This window comes from Sabulicella glaciei, from assembly GCF_026183895.1.
In the GTDB taxonomy this organism is placed as follows: domain Bacteria; phylum Pseudomonadota; class Alphaproteobacteria; order Acetobacterales; family Acetobacteraceae; genus Roseococcus; species Roseococcus glaciei.
This window is the reverse complement of record NZ_JAPFQI010000010.1, coordinates 71,313-86,537: the sequence shown is the minus strand read 5'-3', so window position 1 is coordinate 86,537 and position 15,225 is coordinate 71,313. Positions and strand designations below refer to the sequence as shown.

Annotated in this window: 14 protein-coding genes; 6 read left to right on the top strand and 8 right to left on the bottom strand. The window is 72.4% G+C overall.

Features of this window, described 5'->3' with window-relative positions:
- Positions 1-21 precede the first annotated feature (21 nt).
- Positions 22-1,593, top strand: coding sequence for a Na/Pi cotransporter family protein (locus tag OF850_RS13720; protein WP_301590779.1), 1,572 nt, complete (start codon positions 22-24; stop codon positions 1,591-1,593).
- Between the two features lie 49 nt (positions 1,594-1,642).
- Here OF850_RS13720 and OF850_RS13715 read toward each other — a convergent pair whose 3' ends face one another.
- Together OF850_RS13715 and proB are read right to left on the bottom strand one after the other, a co-directional pair.
- Positions 1,643-2,437, bottom strand: a complete 795-nt coding sequence (locus OF850_RS13715) for an undecaprenyl-diphosphate phosphatase (RefSeq protein ID WP_301590778.1) — start codon at positions 2,435-2,437, stop codon at positions 1,643-1,645.
- Between the two features lie 3 nt (positions 2,438-2,440).
- A complete protein-coding gene (gene proB / locus OF850_RS13710; protein ID WP_301590777.1) occupies positions 2,441-3,556 on the bottom strand; it encodes a glutamate 5-kinase in 1,116 nt (371 codons plus the stop codon).
- Positions 3,557-3,637: 81 nt separating this feature from the next.
- Here proB and OF850_RS13705 point away from each other — a divergent pair, with 81 nt between their 5' ends.
- On the top strand, positions 3,638-4,282 hold the full coding sequence (locus OF850_RS13705; RefSeq protein WP_301590776.1) for a YjbF family lipoprotein: 645 nt from the start codon (positions 3,638-3,640) through the stop codon (positions 4,280-4,282).
- Positions 4,283-4,295: 13 nt separating this feature from the next.
- Here OF850_RS13705 and OF850_RS13700 read toward each other — a convergent pair whose 3' ends face one another.
- The 3 genes from OF850_RS13700 to argH all read right to left on the bottom strand — a co-directional run bounded on the left by OF850_RS13700 (position 4,296) and on the right by argH (position 7,272).
- The gene (locus tag OF850_RS13700; protein ID WP_301590775.1) at positions 4,296-5,474 is read right to left on the bottom strand and encodes a sensor domain-containing diguanylate cyclase; all 1,179 of its coding nucleotides are present in this window, start codon (positions 5,472-5,474) and stop codon (positions 4,296-4,298) included.
- A 212-nt stretch (positions 5,475-5,686) separates the two neighbouring features.
- The gene (locus OF850_RS13695; protein WP_301590853.1) at positions 5,687-5,884 is read right to left on the bottom strand and encodes a hypothetical protein; all 198 of its coding nucleotides are present in this window, start codon (positions 5,882-5,884) and stop codon (positions 5,687-5,689) included.
- Positions 5,881-7,272, bottom strand: coding sequence for an argininosuccinate lyase (argH, locus tag OF850_RS13690; protein WP_301590774.1), 1,392 nt, complete (start codon positions 7,270-7,272; stop codon positions 5,881-5,883). Before argH ends, OF850_RS13695 begins: the two co-directional genes overlap by 4 nt.
- A gap of 18 nt (positions 7,273-7,290) precedes the next feature.
- Between argH and OF850_RS13685 the strand changes: the two genes are divergently transcribed.
- A complete protein-coding gene (locus tag OF850_RS13685) occupies positions 7,291-7,812 on the top strand; it encodes a TlpA family protein disulfide reductase (protein ID WP_301590846.1) in 522 nt (173 codons plus the stop codon).
- Here the strand turns inward: OF850_RS13685 and OF850_RS13680 are convergent.
- Positions 7,809-8,966, bottom strand: a complete 1,158-nt coding sequence (locus tag OF850_RS13680) for an alpha-hydroxy acid oxidase (protein WP_301590773.1) — start codon at positions 8,964-8,966, stop codon at positions 7,809-7,811. The two genes, OF850_RS13685 and OF850_RS13680, sit on opposite strands and share 4 nt — an antisense overlap.
- Positions 8,967-9,113: 147 nt before the next feature.
- On the opposite strand from OF850_RS13680, the gene OF850_RS13675 reads away from it, so the two are divergent.
- A complete protein-coding gene (locus OF850_RS13675; RefSeq protein ID WP_301590772.1) occupies positions 9,114-9,359 on the top strand; it encodes a helix-turn-helix domain-containing protein in 246 nt (81 codons plus the stop codon).
- Here OF850_RS13675 and OF850_RS13670 read toward each other — a convergent pair.
- On the bottom strand, positions 9,346-9,618 hold the full coding sequence (locus tag OF850_RS13670; RefSeq protein WP_301590770.1) for an usg protein: 273 nt from the start codon (positions 9,616-9,618) through the stop codon (positions 9,346-9,348). The genes OF850_RS13675 and OF850_RS13670 overlap by 14 nt on opposite strands.
- Positions 9,619-9,839: 221 nt before the next feature.
- Between OF850_RS13670 and groES the strand changes: the two genes are divergently transcribed.
- Together groES and groL are read left to right on the top strand one after the other, a co-directional pair.
- Positions 9,840-10,154, top strand: coding sequence for a co-chaperone GroES (gene groES, locus OF850_RS13665; protein WP_301590769.1), 315 nt, complete (start codon positions 9,840-9,842; stop codon positions 10,152-10,154).
- Positions 10,155-10,187: 33 nt separating this feature from the next.
- A complete protein-coding gene (groL, locus tag OF850_RS13660) occupies positions 10,188-11,825 on the top strand; it encodes a chaperonin GroEL (protein WP_301590768.1) in 1,638 nt (545 codons plus the stop codon).
- Between the two features lie 212 nt (positions 11,826-12,037).
- On the opposite strand, the gene OF850_RS13655 is transcribed toward groL, so the two are convergent.
- A complete protein-coding gene (locus OF850_RS13655) occupies positions 12,038-15,223 on the bottom strand; it encodes a DEAD/DEAH box helicase (protein WP_301590767.1) in 3,186 nt (1,061 codons plus the stop codon).
- Positions 15,224-15,225: the final 2 nt, after the last annotated feature.

The following is a 15,225-nucleotide window of genomic DNA, read 5'->3' as shown; positions in this document are numbered from 1 at the left end:
CCGCCACGCGTTGGGCGAGCGATGCGCGAACTGGCCTTTCTCCTGGAATTCGCTGGCGAAGCGGCGCTGCTGCTCTGGGGGCTGCACATGGTGCAGACCGGGGTGCAGCGCGCCTTCGGCACGCGGATGCGGGCCGGACTCTCGCTTGCCCTCGGCACGCGGCGCCGCGCCTTCCTCGCGGGGCTGGTGACCACCTTCGCGCTGCAATCCTCCACCGCCACGGCGCTGATGGTGGCGGGCTTCGCCGCCTCCGGCACGGTGGCGCTGGCCCCGGCGCTGGCGGCGGTGGCGGGGGCCAATCTCGGCACCGCCATCCTGGTGCCGCTCCTGTCGCTCGACACGGGGCCGCTCGCCTTCGGCCTCATCCTCGCGGGGGTGGCGGTGTTCCGGCGCCGCCCCTCCTCGCGTCTGCGCGACCTCGGGCGGGTGGCGATCGGGCTCGGGCTGATCCTGCTGTCCTTGCACATGCTGACCGCGACGCTGACGCCCATCGAGCAATCGCCCGGGCTGCGCGCGGTGCTGGGGGCGATGGAAGGACGGCCGCTGCTCTTCGTGCTGATGGCGGCGGTGCTGGCCTGGGCGGCGCATTCCTCGCTGGCGGGGGTGCTGCTGGTCGCCTCGCTCGCCGGCTCGGGCAGCGTCACGACGCCCGATGCGCTGGCCATGGTGCTGGGGGCCAATCTCGGCTCCGCGCTCAACCCGCTGATCGAGTCCGCCTCCGGCCCCGCCGGGCGGCGCATGCCGGTGGGCAACCTGCTGAACCGGCTGGCGGGGGTGGCGCTGGGGCTCGCGCTGCTGCCCTGGCTGGCCGAGGGCCTCGCTGCGCTGGACCTCAAGCCCGCCACGGGGGTCGCGCTCGCGCACCTGCTGTTCAACGTGGCGACCGGGCTGCTTTTCCTGCCCTTCCTGCCCGCCCTGGCGCGCTGGCTGGAGCGCTTGCTGCCCGACCCGCCGCCCGGCCCCGACCCCGGCGCGCCGCGCTTCCTCGACCGCGCGGCCTTGCGCGCGCCCTCCGTCGCGCTCGCCCAGGCGCAGCGCGAGGTGCTGCGCATGGCGGAGATGATCGAGGACCGGATCGAAGGGCGCGAAGCCGGCAGCGCCGCCGATACCGGACGGCTCCAGGCCGCGATCCACGCCTACCTGTCCGAGCTGCCTTCCGAATCCCTGGGCGAGGAGGAAGCGCGCCGCGCCGCCGACCTGCGCCACTTCGCCCAGGTGCTGGACGGCACCATGCTGGCGCTGGAGGCGGATCTGCTGAAGCCGCTGGCCCGGCGCCGCCGCGCCGGCGAGGCCGGGGACGCGGTGCTGCACGCGCTCCGGACGCAGATGCAGCTGGCGCTGACCGTCATGGTGCTGGACGACGCCGCCGCCGCGCGCCGCCTCGTCCAGGCGAAGGAGGAGCTGCGCGAGACCGGCGGGGGCGAGGCGGCGCGCGAACTGGCGCGCGGGCTGCGGGTGGTGACCGGCCAGCTGGCCGCCATCGCCCACCCGCTGCTGCGGCGGCGCGGCGAGTTGCTGCCGACGCGCCTCGTGGGCGGGCTCAGCGCATTCTCAGGGCGGGCGGACACGCCCGACGCCCCGGAGAATGCTTGAAGGCCCGATGCCCGAGCGGAGGGCGTGAGCCCAGCGAACAGGGTCCGCCCTAGCTCCCCAGGCTGAGCACGAGCAGCATCACCAGCCCGACCGCGATCCGGTACCATCCAAAGGGCGTGAAGCCGATCCGCGCGATGAAGGCCATGACGAGGCGCACCGTCACCAGCGCCACCAGGAAGGCGGCGACGAAGCCCACCGCGATCAGCCCGAGCCCATCCGCCGACAGCTCGTCCCGCACCTTGAACAGGGAGAAGGCGGCCGCCGCCAGCATGGTGGGGATGGCGAGCAGGAAGGAGAACTCGGCCGCCGCCTTGCGCTCCACCCCGCACAGCAGCGCGGTGATGATGGTGGCGCCGGAGCGCGAGGTGCCGGGAATCATCGCCAGCACCTGCCCGAAGCCGATCAGCAGCGCCGCGCCGGGTCCCATCTCCTCCAAGGTGCGGATCGTGGGCACGCGGACCTTGCGCTCGATCACGATGATGGCGATGCCGCCCGCGATCAGCGCGAAGCACACCACCCAGGGGTTGAACAGCATCCGCGTGATCGTGCCGTGCAGCGTCGCGCCGATCACCATGGCCGGCAGGAAGGCCAGCAGCAGGTTCACGGCCAGCGCCCGCTCATCCGTGCCCGGGAGCCAGGCGCGCCGCGCCAGGGCGAGGAGCCGGGCGCGAAACAGCCAGATCACCGCCAGGATGGCGCCGAGCTGGATGGAGATCTCGAACACCTTGCCGGGCGGGCCTTCGAAGCCGATCAGCTCGCCGAGCAGGATCAGGTGGCCGGTGGAGGACACGGGAAGGAACTCGGTGAGCCCTTCCAGAATGCCCATGAGGATCGCGTCGAGCATGGTTCAGTCCTGCGTCAGGACGAGGTCGTCCCGGTGGATGATCTCGTCCCGGCCGCGCCAGCCGAGCAGGGTCTCGATCTCGTCGCTGCGGTGGCCGGCGATGCGCGCCGCGTCAGCGCTGTCATAGGCGCAAAGGCCGCGCGCCAGCTCGCGCCCTTCGCCGTCCCGCACGGAAACCGCGTCGCCGCGCACGAACTCGCCGGAAACCTGTCGCACCCCGGCGGGAAGCAGGGAGCCGCCGCGCCGCAGCGCCCCGGCCGCCCCGGCATCCACCACCAGCGCCCCCTGCGGCTGCAGCGATCCGCCGATCCATCGCTTGCGGGCGGTGCGCCCCTCCGGCGCCGGCAGGAACCAGGTGCAGCGCCCGCCGCCGCGCAGCGCGGCGAGCGGGTTCATGCCCTCCCCCTTGGCGATGGCCATCGCGCAGCCCGCGGCGGTGGCGATGCGCGCCGCGATCAGCTTGGTGCGCATGCCGCCGGAGGAATAGCCGGGCGGCGGCTCGCCCCCCATCGCCATGATCTCGTCGGTGATGCGCTCCACCACCGGAAGGTGCGCCGCGCCGGGGTCCACCCGCGGGTCGGCGGTGTAGAGCCCGTCGATGTCGGAGAACAGGATCAGCGCATCGGCGCCGATCATCTCCGCCACGCGGGCGGCGAGGCGATCATTGTCGCCGAAGCGGATCTCGGCCGTCGCCACCGTGTCGTTCTCGTTGATGACGGGCACGCAGCCGAGGCCCAGCAGGGTTTGCAGCGTGGCGCGGGCGTTGAGGTAGCGGCGACGGTCCTCGCTGTCCTCCAGCGTGAGGAGGAGCTGCGCGGCGCGCAGCCCCTCGGCGCCCAGCGCCGCGTCCCATGCCCCGGCGAGGCGGATCTGCCCCACCGCGGCGGCCGCCTGCTTCTCCTCCAGCCGCAGGGTGCGGCGGGTCAGGCCGAGCACGCGCCGCGCCAGGGCGACTGCGCCGGAGGAAACCACCACCACCTCGCGCCCCTCCTGCCGCAGCGCGGCCAGGTCGGCGGCGACGCTGGCCAGCCAGCCGCCACGCGGCTCCGCGAGGCTCGGCTCGACCAGAAGGGCGGAGCCGATCTTCACGACGATGCGGCGGGCGTTCTCGAGGCTCATGCGGCCTCTCCCTTGCGGCCTTCCCGCGCCTGGGACAACCCCTCGGTTCCGGCCCGGCCCCGCCCATGCCATAGGGCCGCCATGCGCCGCCTTGCCTGCCTCGTCCCGCTCCTTCTCGCCGGTTGCGGCGCCACGCTGGACGGGACGGCCCGCGCGGTGCGGAGCGGCCTGGGGCTGGGCGACGGGGAACCGGACCGCCTCGCCATCGCCCAGGCCGAAAGCGGCGACGAGGACGAGGGGGCGACGACGCTGCGCCTCGCCCTCGGCCGGCGCCAGGCCACGGCGACGCTGATCCAGCAACTGGGCGAGCGGCGCATGTGGCGCGCCCCTGGCGGGGTGGTGGTGCAGACGGACGGGCCACGCGTGGCCGCCACCGCCGGGCTGCCGCAGACGGTGATGGCGACGCGCTTCGATGGTCCCGACCCGCTGGAGGATCCCCGGTCGCTGCTCGGCCGGTCCGTCGAGGCGCGGCGCGTCGTGGACCTGGGAACGCCGGGGCGCGATCCGGCCACGATGCGCTTCGGCATCGCCTTCGATTGCCGGCTGCGCGGCTTCCGCACGGAAGACGAGCACGGGATCCTTGTCGAGGAAACCTGCCGCGCCACCGGGATGCGTCGCGTTTCCAACCAGTTCTGGGCCGATGCGCGCACCAACCGCGTCGGCTTCGCCGAGCAATGGGTGGGGCCGGGGCTCGCGCCCCTGGCCCTGGATTTCGAACCGGAGTGAGGCTCGGACGCCGCTAGGCCAGCCGGACCGGAAGCATGGCCGGAAGCGCCGCTTCCGCCTCGGCGGGCAGGGCGCGCCGCGCGGCGGCGAGCTTCGCTTCCAGCGCCGCCATCACCTCGCCATCGCCCTGCCGCCACTCGATTGCCGTCACGCCCAGGGCCAGGCTCACCGGCAGGGCGCCTTGGGGCGTGGGAATCGGCGAGGCGGTGACGTGGCCCTGCAGGCGCGAAAGGCTGGCCCGGGTCTGCGAAAGCCCGATGCTGCCGAGATAAACGGCGAACTCGGCCTCGCCGAGGCGGCAGGCGAGATCGCCCTGGCGCAGACTCGCGGCCAGCCGGTCGGCCACGCCGAGCAGCACCGCGCTGCCGACGCGATGGCCGAAGCGGGCGGCGATGCCCTCGAAGGCCTCGACACGGATCAGGGCGAAGCAGGGTTGCCGGCGCGGCTTGGCGCCGGGCAGAAGGAGGTCGGCGGCGATGGCCTGGAGCAGGGCGGCCTCGCCGCGCAGCCCGGTCAACTCGTCGCGTTCGCCGTCGAGATCATCCGCGTGGCTTCCCGGTCCGGCCGGGCGCCCCACCAGCACGGTGCAGGGATAGGGTCCTTCCGCCTCCACGAGGAGCGGCGCTTCGCGCAGGTCGAGCGGCAAGGGCACGCCGCCTTTCCGCCGCAGCGACACGCGCTGTCCCACATCCTCGGCGGCGCCGGCCCGCTTTTCCCGCTTCTCAAGCAGGAGGCTCAGCCTGGTCCCGCGAAGCTCCGCGACATGGAAGCCGCTCAGCCGGGCGCAGGCCGGGTTCACGTGGAGGATCTCGGCTTCCTCGGCGCCGGGGCGCTGCGTGGTGACGAGGACCGCCTCCTCCGTGATCTGCGCGACGGGGCCGAGGGCGCGCGCCACCTCCTCCGGCCTCGGAAGGCGCCCGGCCCCGGCCGGTGCGCTTCCGCCCTCGAGCCGCAGGGTGCGCAGCGCCTCCTCCGAAAGGGAGGCATCGAGGCCCTGGCCGCGCAGCGTTTCGACCCGCGCCACCAGGCTCGCCTCGTCGAAGCGGAGCTCGTAACTCTCCACGATCCGGGTCGCGCCATCCGGCCAGGTTTCCGTGCGGAGTTCGGGCACGCGCAGCTCCAACACCACGACCTTGCCACCTGCCCGACCGGGCCGAAGCTGGAAACCGGAGAACTGATCGGTCTCGGTCATGAACGAGGCCGTCCTGGACGAAACTGCGCTGGGTGGAGCAACGGCCAGACTCCCAAAATACTCAACTTGCGGTTGTGAGGAATTATGGCGGAAAATTAAGGGCCAGCAAGGTGCTGGCAAGGGGAATCGCCGGGGATTTCAACAGGGGAGGCCTGCGGAAAGCGGGGCTCAGCCAAAGCCGGCCGCAAGCCCCTTGCAGGACCAGGAGACGCTCAGCGCAGCAAGTGGTCCGGAACGGGCTGCCCCGCCGCGCGATAGCGCTCGATTTCCCGCGCACGTTCCGCGGGCGTCGGGGCCGGGTAGCTGCGCGGAAAGGCCACCGCCTCGGGCGGTCCGGGCGGGCGGGGCGGGCCATAGCGCCCGCAACCCGATAGGGCCAGCGCAGCGAGGAGCAACGAGGCCGCCCTCACGACAGCCGCTCCTTCCATTCCGCCGCCATGGCCCGCACGTTCTCCGGCGCCGTGCCGCCGAAGGAGCGGCGCGAGGCCACGGAGGCGGAAGGCGACAGGACGCCAAACACGCCGTCATGGATGCGCGGCTCCGCCTCGCGCATCTCCTCCAGCGAAAGCGCCGAAAGGTCCACGCCCCGCGCTTCGGCCTGGGCGACAAGGCGGCCCGTGACGTGGTGCGCGTCGCGGAAGGGCAGCTTCAACTCCCGCACCAGCCAGTCGGCGAGGTCGGTGGCGGTGGAGAAACCGGCCCCCGCCGCCTCGGCGAGGCGGGTCGCGTTGGGGCGCATGTCGCGCACCATGGCGGCGGTGGCGGCCAGGGAGAGGGTCAGGTTCTCCGCCGCGTCGAACACGCCTTCCTTGTCCTCCTGGAGATCCTTCGCATAGGTCAGCGCCAGGCCCTTCACCACGGTGAGCAGCCCGACCAGCGCGCCGGTGACGCGCCCCGCCTTGCCGCGCACCAGCTCCGCCGCGTCGGGGTTGCGCTTCTGCGGCATGATGGAAGAGCCGGTGGTCAGCCCGTCGCTCAGCTTCACGAAGCCGAAGGAGGGGTTGGTCCAGAGCACGATCTCCTCCGCGAGGCGGGAGAGATGCGTGGCGCAGATGGCGCAGGACGCCAGGAATTCCATGGCGAAGTCGCGCGAGCCGACCGCGTCCAGGCTGTTGCGCGCCGGGCCGTCGAAGCCCAGCGCCTGGGCGGTCATGTGGCGGTCGATGGGGAAGCCGGTGCCGCACAGCGCCGCCGCGCCGAGCGGGCAATCGGCGTTCAGCCGGGCGCGGGCGTCCAGCATCCGGCCGCGGTCGCGCCACAGCATCTCCGCATAGGCCAGCATGTGGTGGCCGAAGGTGGTGGGCTGCGCGGGCTGGAGGTGGGTGTAGCCCGGCATCAGCGTGTCGGCGTGCTCCTCCGCGCGTTCCACGAAGGCGCGGATGCAATCCTCCATCTGCGCCGCCAGCCCATCCATCGCGTCGCGCACCCAGAGGCGGAAATCGGTCGCCACCTGGTCGTTGCGGGAACGGGCCGTGTGCAGGCGCTTGCCCGCCTCGCCGATGCGCTCGGTCAGCCGCGCCTCGACGTTCATGTGCACGTCTTCCAGCGCCTCGGACCACTGGAAGCGCCCGGCCTCGATCTCCGTGGCGATGGCCTGGAGGCCGGCGCGGATTGCGGCCTCGTCATCGCGCGAGATGATGCCTACATGGGCCAGCATGGCGGCATGGGCGAGGCTGCCGCGGATGTCCTGCCGCCACATGCGGCTGTCGAAGCCGATCGAGGCGTTGATGGCCTGCATGATAGCGGAGGGTCCGGCGGCGAAGCGCCCGCCCCATTGGGTGTTGGTCTGCTGATCCAAAGGAGTGCCGCTTCCGTGATGGTCCCGCGCCGCCTGCTGGCGGCATCCCTGGCTCTACCCTTCGCCGCCGCGCGGGCGCAAGCGGCCACCGGCCTCGACCGGCTGCGGGAAGAGACGCGGCCCGTCCCCGCCGTGTCCTTCACCGACGCCGAGGGCAAGGAGCACGGCTTCGAAGCGTTCCGCGGCCGGGGCCTCGTGGTCAACCTTTGGGCGACCTGGTGCCCGCCCTGCGTGGCCGAGATGCCGGCGCTGGATCGGCTGGCCGGGCTGGTGGAGGGGGATGGGATAACCGTGCTGCCGCTTTCCTCCGACCGGGGCGGCAAGGCGCAGGTGCAGGCCTTCTACGAGCGCACCGGCATCAAGGCGCTCGGCATCTGGCTGGACCCGCGTGGCGCGGCGACGCGGGCGCTGGGCGTGCGCGGCCTGCCCACCACGCTGATCCTCGACCGCGCGGGGCAGGAACGCGCCCGGCTGACCGGCGAGGCCGAGTGGGACGCGCCGCCTTTGGTGGAAGCGGTGCGGCGATTGGCGGGAGGCTAGTTCCGCACCCGCACGAGGCATTCCGGCGTCACCTCGTCCAGCGAGTTCACGCCGAGCAGCGCCATGTCGCGGTCCACCTCGCCCTTCAGCAGGTCGATGGCGTGCGCCACCCCGGCCTCGCCGAACACGCCCGCGGCGTGCAGCATCGGCCGGCCGACGAAAACGAACTTCGCCCCCATGGCCACGGCCTTCAGGATGTCCGTGCCGCGCCGCACCCCGCCATCCAGCATGACGGTGATCCCCGGCGCGGCCTTCACCACCTCCGGCAGCACGCGCAGCGGCGAGGCGGTGCCGTCCAGCTGCCGCCCGCCATGGTTGGAAACGATGACGCCATCCGCGCCCTCGCCCTCCGACCGGCGGGCATCCTCCGGGTGCATCACCCCCTTCACGATCAGGCGGCCCTTCCAGCGGCGGCGGATCAGCGCCAGGTGCTCCCAGTTCAGGTGGTCGCGCGCCGAGAAGTCGCGCAGCACGTTGCGGGCCAGGATGGGGGCGCCGCGCTCGGCAAAGCTGTTCTCGAAATGCGGCATGCCGTGGCGCAGCAGAGTGCGCGTCCAGGTGTTCAGCAGCCAGCGCGGGCGGATCGCCCCGTCCCAGGCAAGGCGAAGCGACGGGCGCAACGGGGTGGAGAAGCCGTTGCGGACGTTGTTCTCCCGGTTCGGCAGCACGGCCGTGTCCACCGTCAGCAGCAGCGTGCCGAAGCCGGCCGCGGCCACGCGGTCCACCAGCGCCTCCACCCGGCGCGAATCGCCGGGCAGGTAGGCCTGGAACCAGGCCTCTGGATTCGCCGCGATGATCTCCTCCATCCGGATCAGGGAGGAGCCGGACATGATCATCGGGATGTCCGCCGCGCGGGCGGCACGAGTGAGGGCGAGGTCGCCACGCCAAGCCACCAGCGCGCTCATTCCCATGGGCGCGAGGCCGAAGGGCGCTGACCATTCGCGCCCGAACAGCGTCACCGCCTGGGAGCGCTTAGACACGTCGGTGAGGACGCGGGGCACGAAGCCCCATTCGGTGAAGGCGTCCGCGTTCTCGCGCAGGGAGGCGTTGCGCTCCGTCGCACCGGCGACATAGCCGAAGACGGGGCGGGGCAGGTAGCGGCGGGACAGGGGCTCGAAATCGTCCAGGCAAAGGACGCGCGACAAGGCAGGCATGGGGCGGGACTGTAGCGAAAGGGGGCGGCTCCGCCAGACCGGGCAATCCGTGCGATTTCAACAATTACGCAATGTTCGGTTCAACTTGTGTTCAGCATCGCAATCCGGCATACCGTTCCCATAGTGTCACGAGGTTGGGTTGCGTGCATGTCCATGACGGGTGCGGAGTTGAAGGCCACGCTCGGGCGAATCGGACTGACCCAGGCCGAGTTCAGCCGGCTGGTCGGCTGCCAGCCCCCGACCATGAGCCGCTACATTCATGGCGCGCTGCCGGTGCCGCCGATCCTGGCCGCCCTTGCCGGCGTGCTGGACCGGGTGCAGGAGGCGGGCGGCGATGCCGCGGCGCTGCTGCGCGCGGCGCGCCAGCCCCTTTCGGACCTCAGTGCAGCGTGAAGGCGCCGTTGGCGTAGCGCAGTTCCGCCGGACGCACCAAGGCGGAGGAAGCGACCCGCACCGAATGGAGCGGTCCGTGGATCTCGCGCTGCCAGAAGGCCAGGAAGCCCGACAGGCGCGGGAATTCCGGCGCCAGATCCTCCTTCTGCCAGTAGAAGCTCTGCAGCACGTGCGGATGATCGGGCAGGTGGTAGAGGATCTCCGCGGTGAGCAGCCGCCAATCCGGGTGGCGGATAATGGGCGTCAGCGCGTCGAGCATCGGGTCTTGGCCTCCTCTTGCCTGTCACTACCGGAACGCCAAGCGTGGCACGGTGGCTGCGGCGCAGGCAAGAATTTCGTTTGATTTCAAGGCATTGGCACTCGCGCTCGAAGAGTGCTGCCATTTGGCTTGACTCCTTCCTAAGCCTCTCCTAGATCGCTGGCACTCCTCGGCGGGGAGTGCCAACACCGCCGGGGCCTGACCCAGGAGAGAGAACCGCCATGAAGTTCCGCCCCCTGCACGACCGCGTCCTCGTTCGCCGCATCACGGCCGAAGAGAAGACTGCGGGCGGCATCATCATTCCCGACACCGCCAAGGAGAAGCCGCAGGAAGGCGAGGTGATCGCCGTCGGCTCCGGCACGGTGAACGACAAGGGCGAGGTCCGCGCGCTCGACGTGAAGGCCGGCGACCGCATCCTGTTCGGCAAGTGGAGCGGCACCGAGGTCAAGATCGACGGCGAGGAGCTGCTGATCATGAAGGAGAGCGATGTCATGGGCATCGTCGAGACCTCCGCCGCGACCGCGAAGGCCGCCTGAAGAACCCCCACCCCTTTTTCGGAGAACTGACACATGGCAGCCAAGGACGTTAAGTTCGGTGCCTCCGCCCGCGAGCGCATGATTCGTGGCGTGGACATCCTGGCCGACGCGGTGAAGGTCACGCTGGGCCCCAAGGGCCGCAACGTGGTGCTCGACAAGAGCTTCGGCGCGCCGCGGATCACCAAGGACGGCGTGACCGTCGCCAAGGAGATCGAGCTGGCCGACAAGTTCGAGAACATGGGCGCGCAGATGGTGCGCGAAGTGGCCTCGAAGACCAACGACATCGCCGGCGACGGCACCACCACCGCCACCGTGCTGGCCCAGGCGATCATCCGCGAGGGTGCGAAGGCCGTGGCCGCCGGCATGAACCCGATGGACCTCAAGCGCGGCGTCGACAAGGCCGTCGCCGAGGTCGTGAAGGAGCTCGAGGCCAAGACCAAGAAGATCACCACCTCCGCCGAGGTGGCCCAGGTCGGCACCCTCTCCGCCAATGGCGAGGCCGAGATCGGCAAGATGATCGCCGAGGCGATGGAGAAGGTCGGCAACGAGGGCGTGATCACGGTCGAGGAAGCCAAGAGCATCCAGACCGAGCTCGACGTCGTCGAGGGCATGCAGTTCGACCGCGGCTACGTCTCCCCGTATTTCATCACGAATGCGGAGAAGATGATCGCGGAGATGGATCAGCCCTACATCCTGATCTTCGAGAAGAAGCTCTCCCAGCTCCAGCCGATGCTGCCGCTGCTCGAGGCCGTGGTGCAGTCGGGCCGTCCGCTCGTCATCATCGCCGAGGACGTGGAGGGCGAGGCCCTGGCCACGCTCGTCGTCAACAAGCTGCGTGGTGGCCTGAAGATCGCCGCCGTGAAGGCTCCGGGCTTCGGTGACCGCCGCAAGGCGATGCTCGAGGACATCGCCATCCTGACGGGCGGCCAGATGATCTCCGAGGATCTGGGCATCAAGCTCGAGAACGTGACCCTTCAGATGCTGGGCAAGGCGAAGACCGTCCGCATCGAGAAGGAGAACACCACGATCGTGGACGGCGCCGGCGAGAAGTCGGAGATCCAGGGCCGCTGCGAGCAGATCAAGGCGCAGATCGAGGAGACCACCTCGGACTACGACCGCGAGAAGCTGCAGGAGCGCCTGGCGAAGCTGGCCGGCGGCGTGGCCGTGATCCGCGTCGGCGGCTCGACCGAGGTCGAGGTGAAGGAGCGCAAGGACCGCGTGGACGACGCGCTGCACGCCACCCGCGCCGCGGTGCAGGAAGGCATCGTGCCGGGCGGCGGCGTGGCCCTGCTGCGCGCCTCCGAGAACCTCGCCAGCCTGAAGGGCGAGAACAGCGACGAGCAGGTCGGCATCGAGATCGTCCGCAAGGCCATCCAGGCTCCGGCGAAGCAGATCGCCGCGAATGCCGGCAAGGACGGCGCCGTGGTGGCCGGTGAGGTTCTCCGCACGAGCGACTACAGCCACGGCTACGACGCCCAGAAGGACGAGTACAAGGACCTGGTGTCTGCCGGCATCATCGACCCGACCAAGGTCGTGCGCACGGCGCTGCAGGATGCGGCCTCCGTCGCCTCCCTGCTGATCACCACCGAGGCGATGGTCGCCGAGCGCCCCGAGAAGAAGGCGGCTCCGGCGGGCGGCCCTGGCGGCGGCATGGGCGACATGGACTTCTGAGACGGGACGGCCCGCAAGGGCCGGTCCAAGCGAGGGGGCGGTCCTGGTGGACCGCCCCTTTTTTTGTGCCCTCAGACGCCGGGCGCGGCCTCCGGCGGCTTGGCTTCGCCGTGCTGCTGGCCCGGCAGTTTGTCTGGCGGCGCCGGCCGCGTTGCGGCCGGATGCCCGCCCTCGGGCGCATCGCGGCTCCGCGCGCCGGCTAGGTGTTGCGATCAGGCTTTGGTCTTCCGCCGCAGCCGCGCCAGCAACTCCTCCGCCGCCTCCGCCATCGCCTCGGGCGTGGGGCAGTCGCGGCGCAGCAGCACGCGCCCGTCCTTGACTTCCAGCGGCGATGCCGCCTCCGGCGCCTCGCCAGCGAAGCTGGCGGCCGCGGCCTTTGGCCCTGCCTCCAGCCGCGTCACTCCTAGGCGCCGTGCCCGCAACCGCAGCCGGGCGCGGGTCAGCACCGCCTCCGCCGGCTCGGGCAGGGGGCCGAAGCGGTCCTCCATCTCCTCCGCCACCGCATCCAGTTCCAGAAGGCGACGCGCCGCGCCGATGCGCTCGTGCAGCGCGATCCGCAGCGCCTCCTCGCGCACGTAATCCTCGGGGATATGCGCGGGCAGGGGCAGGACCAGCGCGGCGGGCGGCGCTTCCTCCCGCGCCTCGCCGCGCGCCTCGGCCAGAGCGCGGTCCATGAGGTGCCGCGTCAGGTTCAGGCCGAGGCGGCGCACGTGCCCCGCCTGCTCCTCGCCCAGCAGGTCGCCGGCGCCGCGCTGGTCCAGGTCGCGCGCAGCGATGCCGAAGCCCGCGCCGAGATGGGATTCCTCCGCCAGCGCGCGCAGCCGCCGCGCGGCGGCCGGGGGTGGCTTGCCCTCCGTCAGCAGCCAGCACGCGCCCCGCTGCCCACCGCGCCCGACCCGGCCGCGCAACTGGTGAAGCTGCGCCAAGCCGAAGCGTTCCGCACCGCAGATCAGCATCGTCCCGGCGCGCGGCACGTCCAGCCCGGTTTCCACGATGGCGGTGCAGAGCAGCACCTCCGCCCGGCCTTCCGCGAAGCGCAGCATGGCGTCATCCGCATCGGCCGCCGCCATCTCGCCATGCGCCTCCGCCACGCGGAAGCGCGGCGCCACCTGCCGCAGCCGCGCCCGCATGGGCGCGAGGTCCTCGATGCGCGGCACCACGACGAAGCTCTGCCCGCCGCGTCGCCGCTCCCGCCGCAGCGCCTCGACCAGCAGTGAATCCTCCAGCGCCGCCACGGCGGTCCGCACCGGGCGGCGCCGCGCCGGCGGGGTTTGCAGCACGGACAGCGCCTGCAGCCCCAGCATCGCGCCCTGAAGCGAGCGCGGGATGGGCGTCGCCGTCATGGACAGCAGGTGCGCCTCCTCCGCCAGGCCGCGCAGCGCCTGCTTCTGCCGCGCCCCGAAGCGCTGCTCCTCATCCACCACCACGAGGCCGAGCCGCGCGAAGCGCGTCGCCTTGGCGAGCACGGCCTGGGTGCCGACCACGATGGGCAGCCGCCCCTCGGCCAGGGATTCGCGCGTCTGCCGCGCCTCGCGCGCCGGGGAAAGCCGCGACAGCCCGCCCACCGCGATGCCCAACGGCGCGAAGCGGCGGCGGAAGCTGTCGAGGTGCTGCCGCGCCAGAACCGTGGTCGGCGCCAGCACTGCCACCTGCCCGCCCGCCAGCGCCACGGCGGCGGCGGCGCGCAGCGCGATCTCCGTCTTGCCGAAGCCCACGTCGCCGCAGACCAGCCGGTCCATCGGCCGCCCGGCGGCGAGGTCGCGCCTCACCTCCGCCGAGGCCTCCTCCTGGTCGGGTGTCAGCTCGAAGGGAAAGCCGGCGCAGAACCGGGCAAAGGCGCGGCGCGGCGGCACCCAGGCCGGGGCACTCCTGCCTTCGCGCTCGCGCAGCGCAGCGACGAGGCCGCGCGCCGTTTCGGCCAGCGACGCCTCCGCCTCCGCCCGCCGCTTCGCCCAGGCATCGCCGCCCAGCCGGTCGGGCGAGATGCCGCGCGCCTCGGCACCGTAGCGCCAGATGCGGTCCAGCTCCTCCGCCGGCACCAGCCGCGTCGCGCCGCCGTGAAACTCCAGGCGCAGGCAGTCCATCCCCTCCACCGCCTCGATGCCCAGCAGCCGGGCCATGCCGTGCTCCTCATGGATCACGAGGTCGCCGGGGGCGAGGGGCGCTTCCTCCACCGGCAGCCGCGCTTCCCGCGCTCCGCCCGGCGGCGGCAGGATCTCGGCCGCCGCGGCGACGAGCATCCCATCGGCAGCGAAGGAGGAGCGCAGCGGGCGGCGCAGCCAGTGCAGCGTGCCGGGCTTCGCCTCGCGCAGCGCCAGCCACCCCTCCACCTCCGCCAGCATCCCGACGCGGGCACGCAGCAGGCGGGCAAGGCGCGTGGCCCTTGCGCCCGCCCCCGCCAGGGCGACGCGCGCGCCGCCTTCCAGCGCCGCCGTCACCGCATCCAGCAGCGCCGCTTCCGGCTCCTCGGCACCCAGGAAGGCGAGGGGCTCCGGCTCCTCCTCGGGTCGCGGCAGCGGGGTCGCCCGGCCGAGCACGGATTTCCAGGCGGCGGGGTCGAGAAACAGCGCGGCCGGCTCGCGCATCTGCGCCTCGCCCGCTTCCATCCCGGCGGCGAGGCGCAGGCGGAACCCGTCCTCCGCCTCGCGCCAGAATTCCGCCGCCTGCTCCGCCGCCTCCGGTTCCGCCAGCAGCGCGGCGTCCGGCCACAGCTCGAAGGGCGAGACCAGCTCCCCGCCCGTGTCCTCGCGCGCCGCCGGAAGGCGCAGCGAATCCTCCTCCGCCTCCGAGCGCTGCGTGTCCGGGTGGAAACGCCGGATGGCGGCGATGCGCCCCTCCTCCAGTTCCAGCCGCCGGGGCAGGGCGTCGGGCAGGGCGGGAAAGACGTCCAGCACGGTGGCGCGCAGCGCGAACTCGCCGGGGCTATCCACGAGTTCGTCGGCGGCATAGCCCAGCGCCTCAAGCGCCTCCGTTTCCACCGCGTCGCCGGGGCGGAGCAGGAGGGGGGGCGGCACCTTGGCCGGCAGGCGCTGCATCGCGGCGGCGGGGGACAGGATCAGCAGGCGCGGCCCGGCGGCCGGGCGGCGCATCGCCTCCAGCGCCGCCATGCGGGCCCCCAGCAGGGCAGGCGAGGGGCCGAGCCGGTCATAGGGCGGCGTGTCCCAGCCGGGCAGGTGCAGCACCTCCACCCCCGCGCCCAGGGCTTGCGCCGCCTCGGCCAGCCGCGCGGCGCGGCCCTCCGAGCGCGCGAGGTGGATCAGCCCCTCCGGGCCGGCCCGCTCAATCAGCCGGGCCGCCAGCAGCCCTTCAGGGTCCAATTCCATGCGGGTGCCGAACGCAGCCGGGCAGGGGACGTTGAGCGGCACGGCAGCCTGGAGGCCTTCTCGTCCGTTCTTCATCC

What these genes read in the sequence shown, in the direction of transcription:
- OF850_RS13720 (WP_301590779.1), top strand. Translation starts at nt 22, where the DNA reads ATGCGCGAACTGGCCTTTCTCCTGGAATTCGCTGGCGAAGCGGCGCTG.
- OF850_RS13715 (WP_301590778.1), bottom strand. Translation starts at nt 2,437, where the DNA reads ATGCTCGACGCGATCCTCATGGGCATTCTGGAAGGGCTCACCGAGTTC.
- proB (WP_301590777.1), bottom strand. Translation starts at nt 3,556, where the DNA reads ATGAGCCTCGAGAACGCCCGCCGCATCGTCGTGAAGATCGGCTCCGCC.
- OF850_RS13705 (WP_301590776.1), top strand. Translation starts at nt 3,638, where the DNA reads ATGCGCCGCCTTGCCTGCCTCGTCCCGCTCCTTCTCGCCGGTTGCGGC.
- OF850_RS13700 (WP_301590775.1), bottom strand. Translation starts at nt 5,474, where the DNA reads ATGACCGAGACCGATCAGTTCTCCGGTTTCCAGCTTCGGCCCGGTCGG.
- OF850_RS13685 (WP_301590846.1), top strand. Translation starts at nt 7,291, where the DNA reads ATGGTCCCGCGCCGCCTGCTGGCGGCATCCCTGGCTCTACCCTTCGCC.
- OF850_RS13680 (WP_301590773.1), bottom strand. Translation starts at nt 8,966, where the DNA reads ATGCCTGCCTTGTCGCGCGTCCTTTGCCTGGACGATTTCGAGCCCCTG.
- OF850_RS13675 (WP_301590772.1), top strand. Translation starts at nt 9,114, where the DNA reads ATGTCCATGACGGGTGCGGAGTTGAAGGCCACGCTCGGGCGAATCGGA.
- OF850_RS13670 (WP_301590770.1), bottom strand. Translation starts at nt 9,618, where the DNA reads ATGCTCGACGCGCTGACGCCCATTATCCGCCACCCGGATTGGCGGCTG.
- groES (WP_301590769.1), top strand. Translation starts at nt 9,840, where the DNA reads ATGAAGTTCCGCCCCCTGCACGACCGCGTCCTCGTTCGCCGCATCACG.
- groL (WP_301590768.1), top strand. Translation starts at nt 10,188, where the DNA reads ATGGCAGCCAAGGACGTTAAGTTCGGTGCCTCCGCCCGCGAGCGCATG.
- OF850_RS13655 (WP_301590767.1), bottom strand. Translation starts at nt 15,223, where the DNA reads ATGAAGAACGGACGAGAAGGCCTCCAGGCTGCCGTGCCGCTCAACGTC.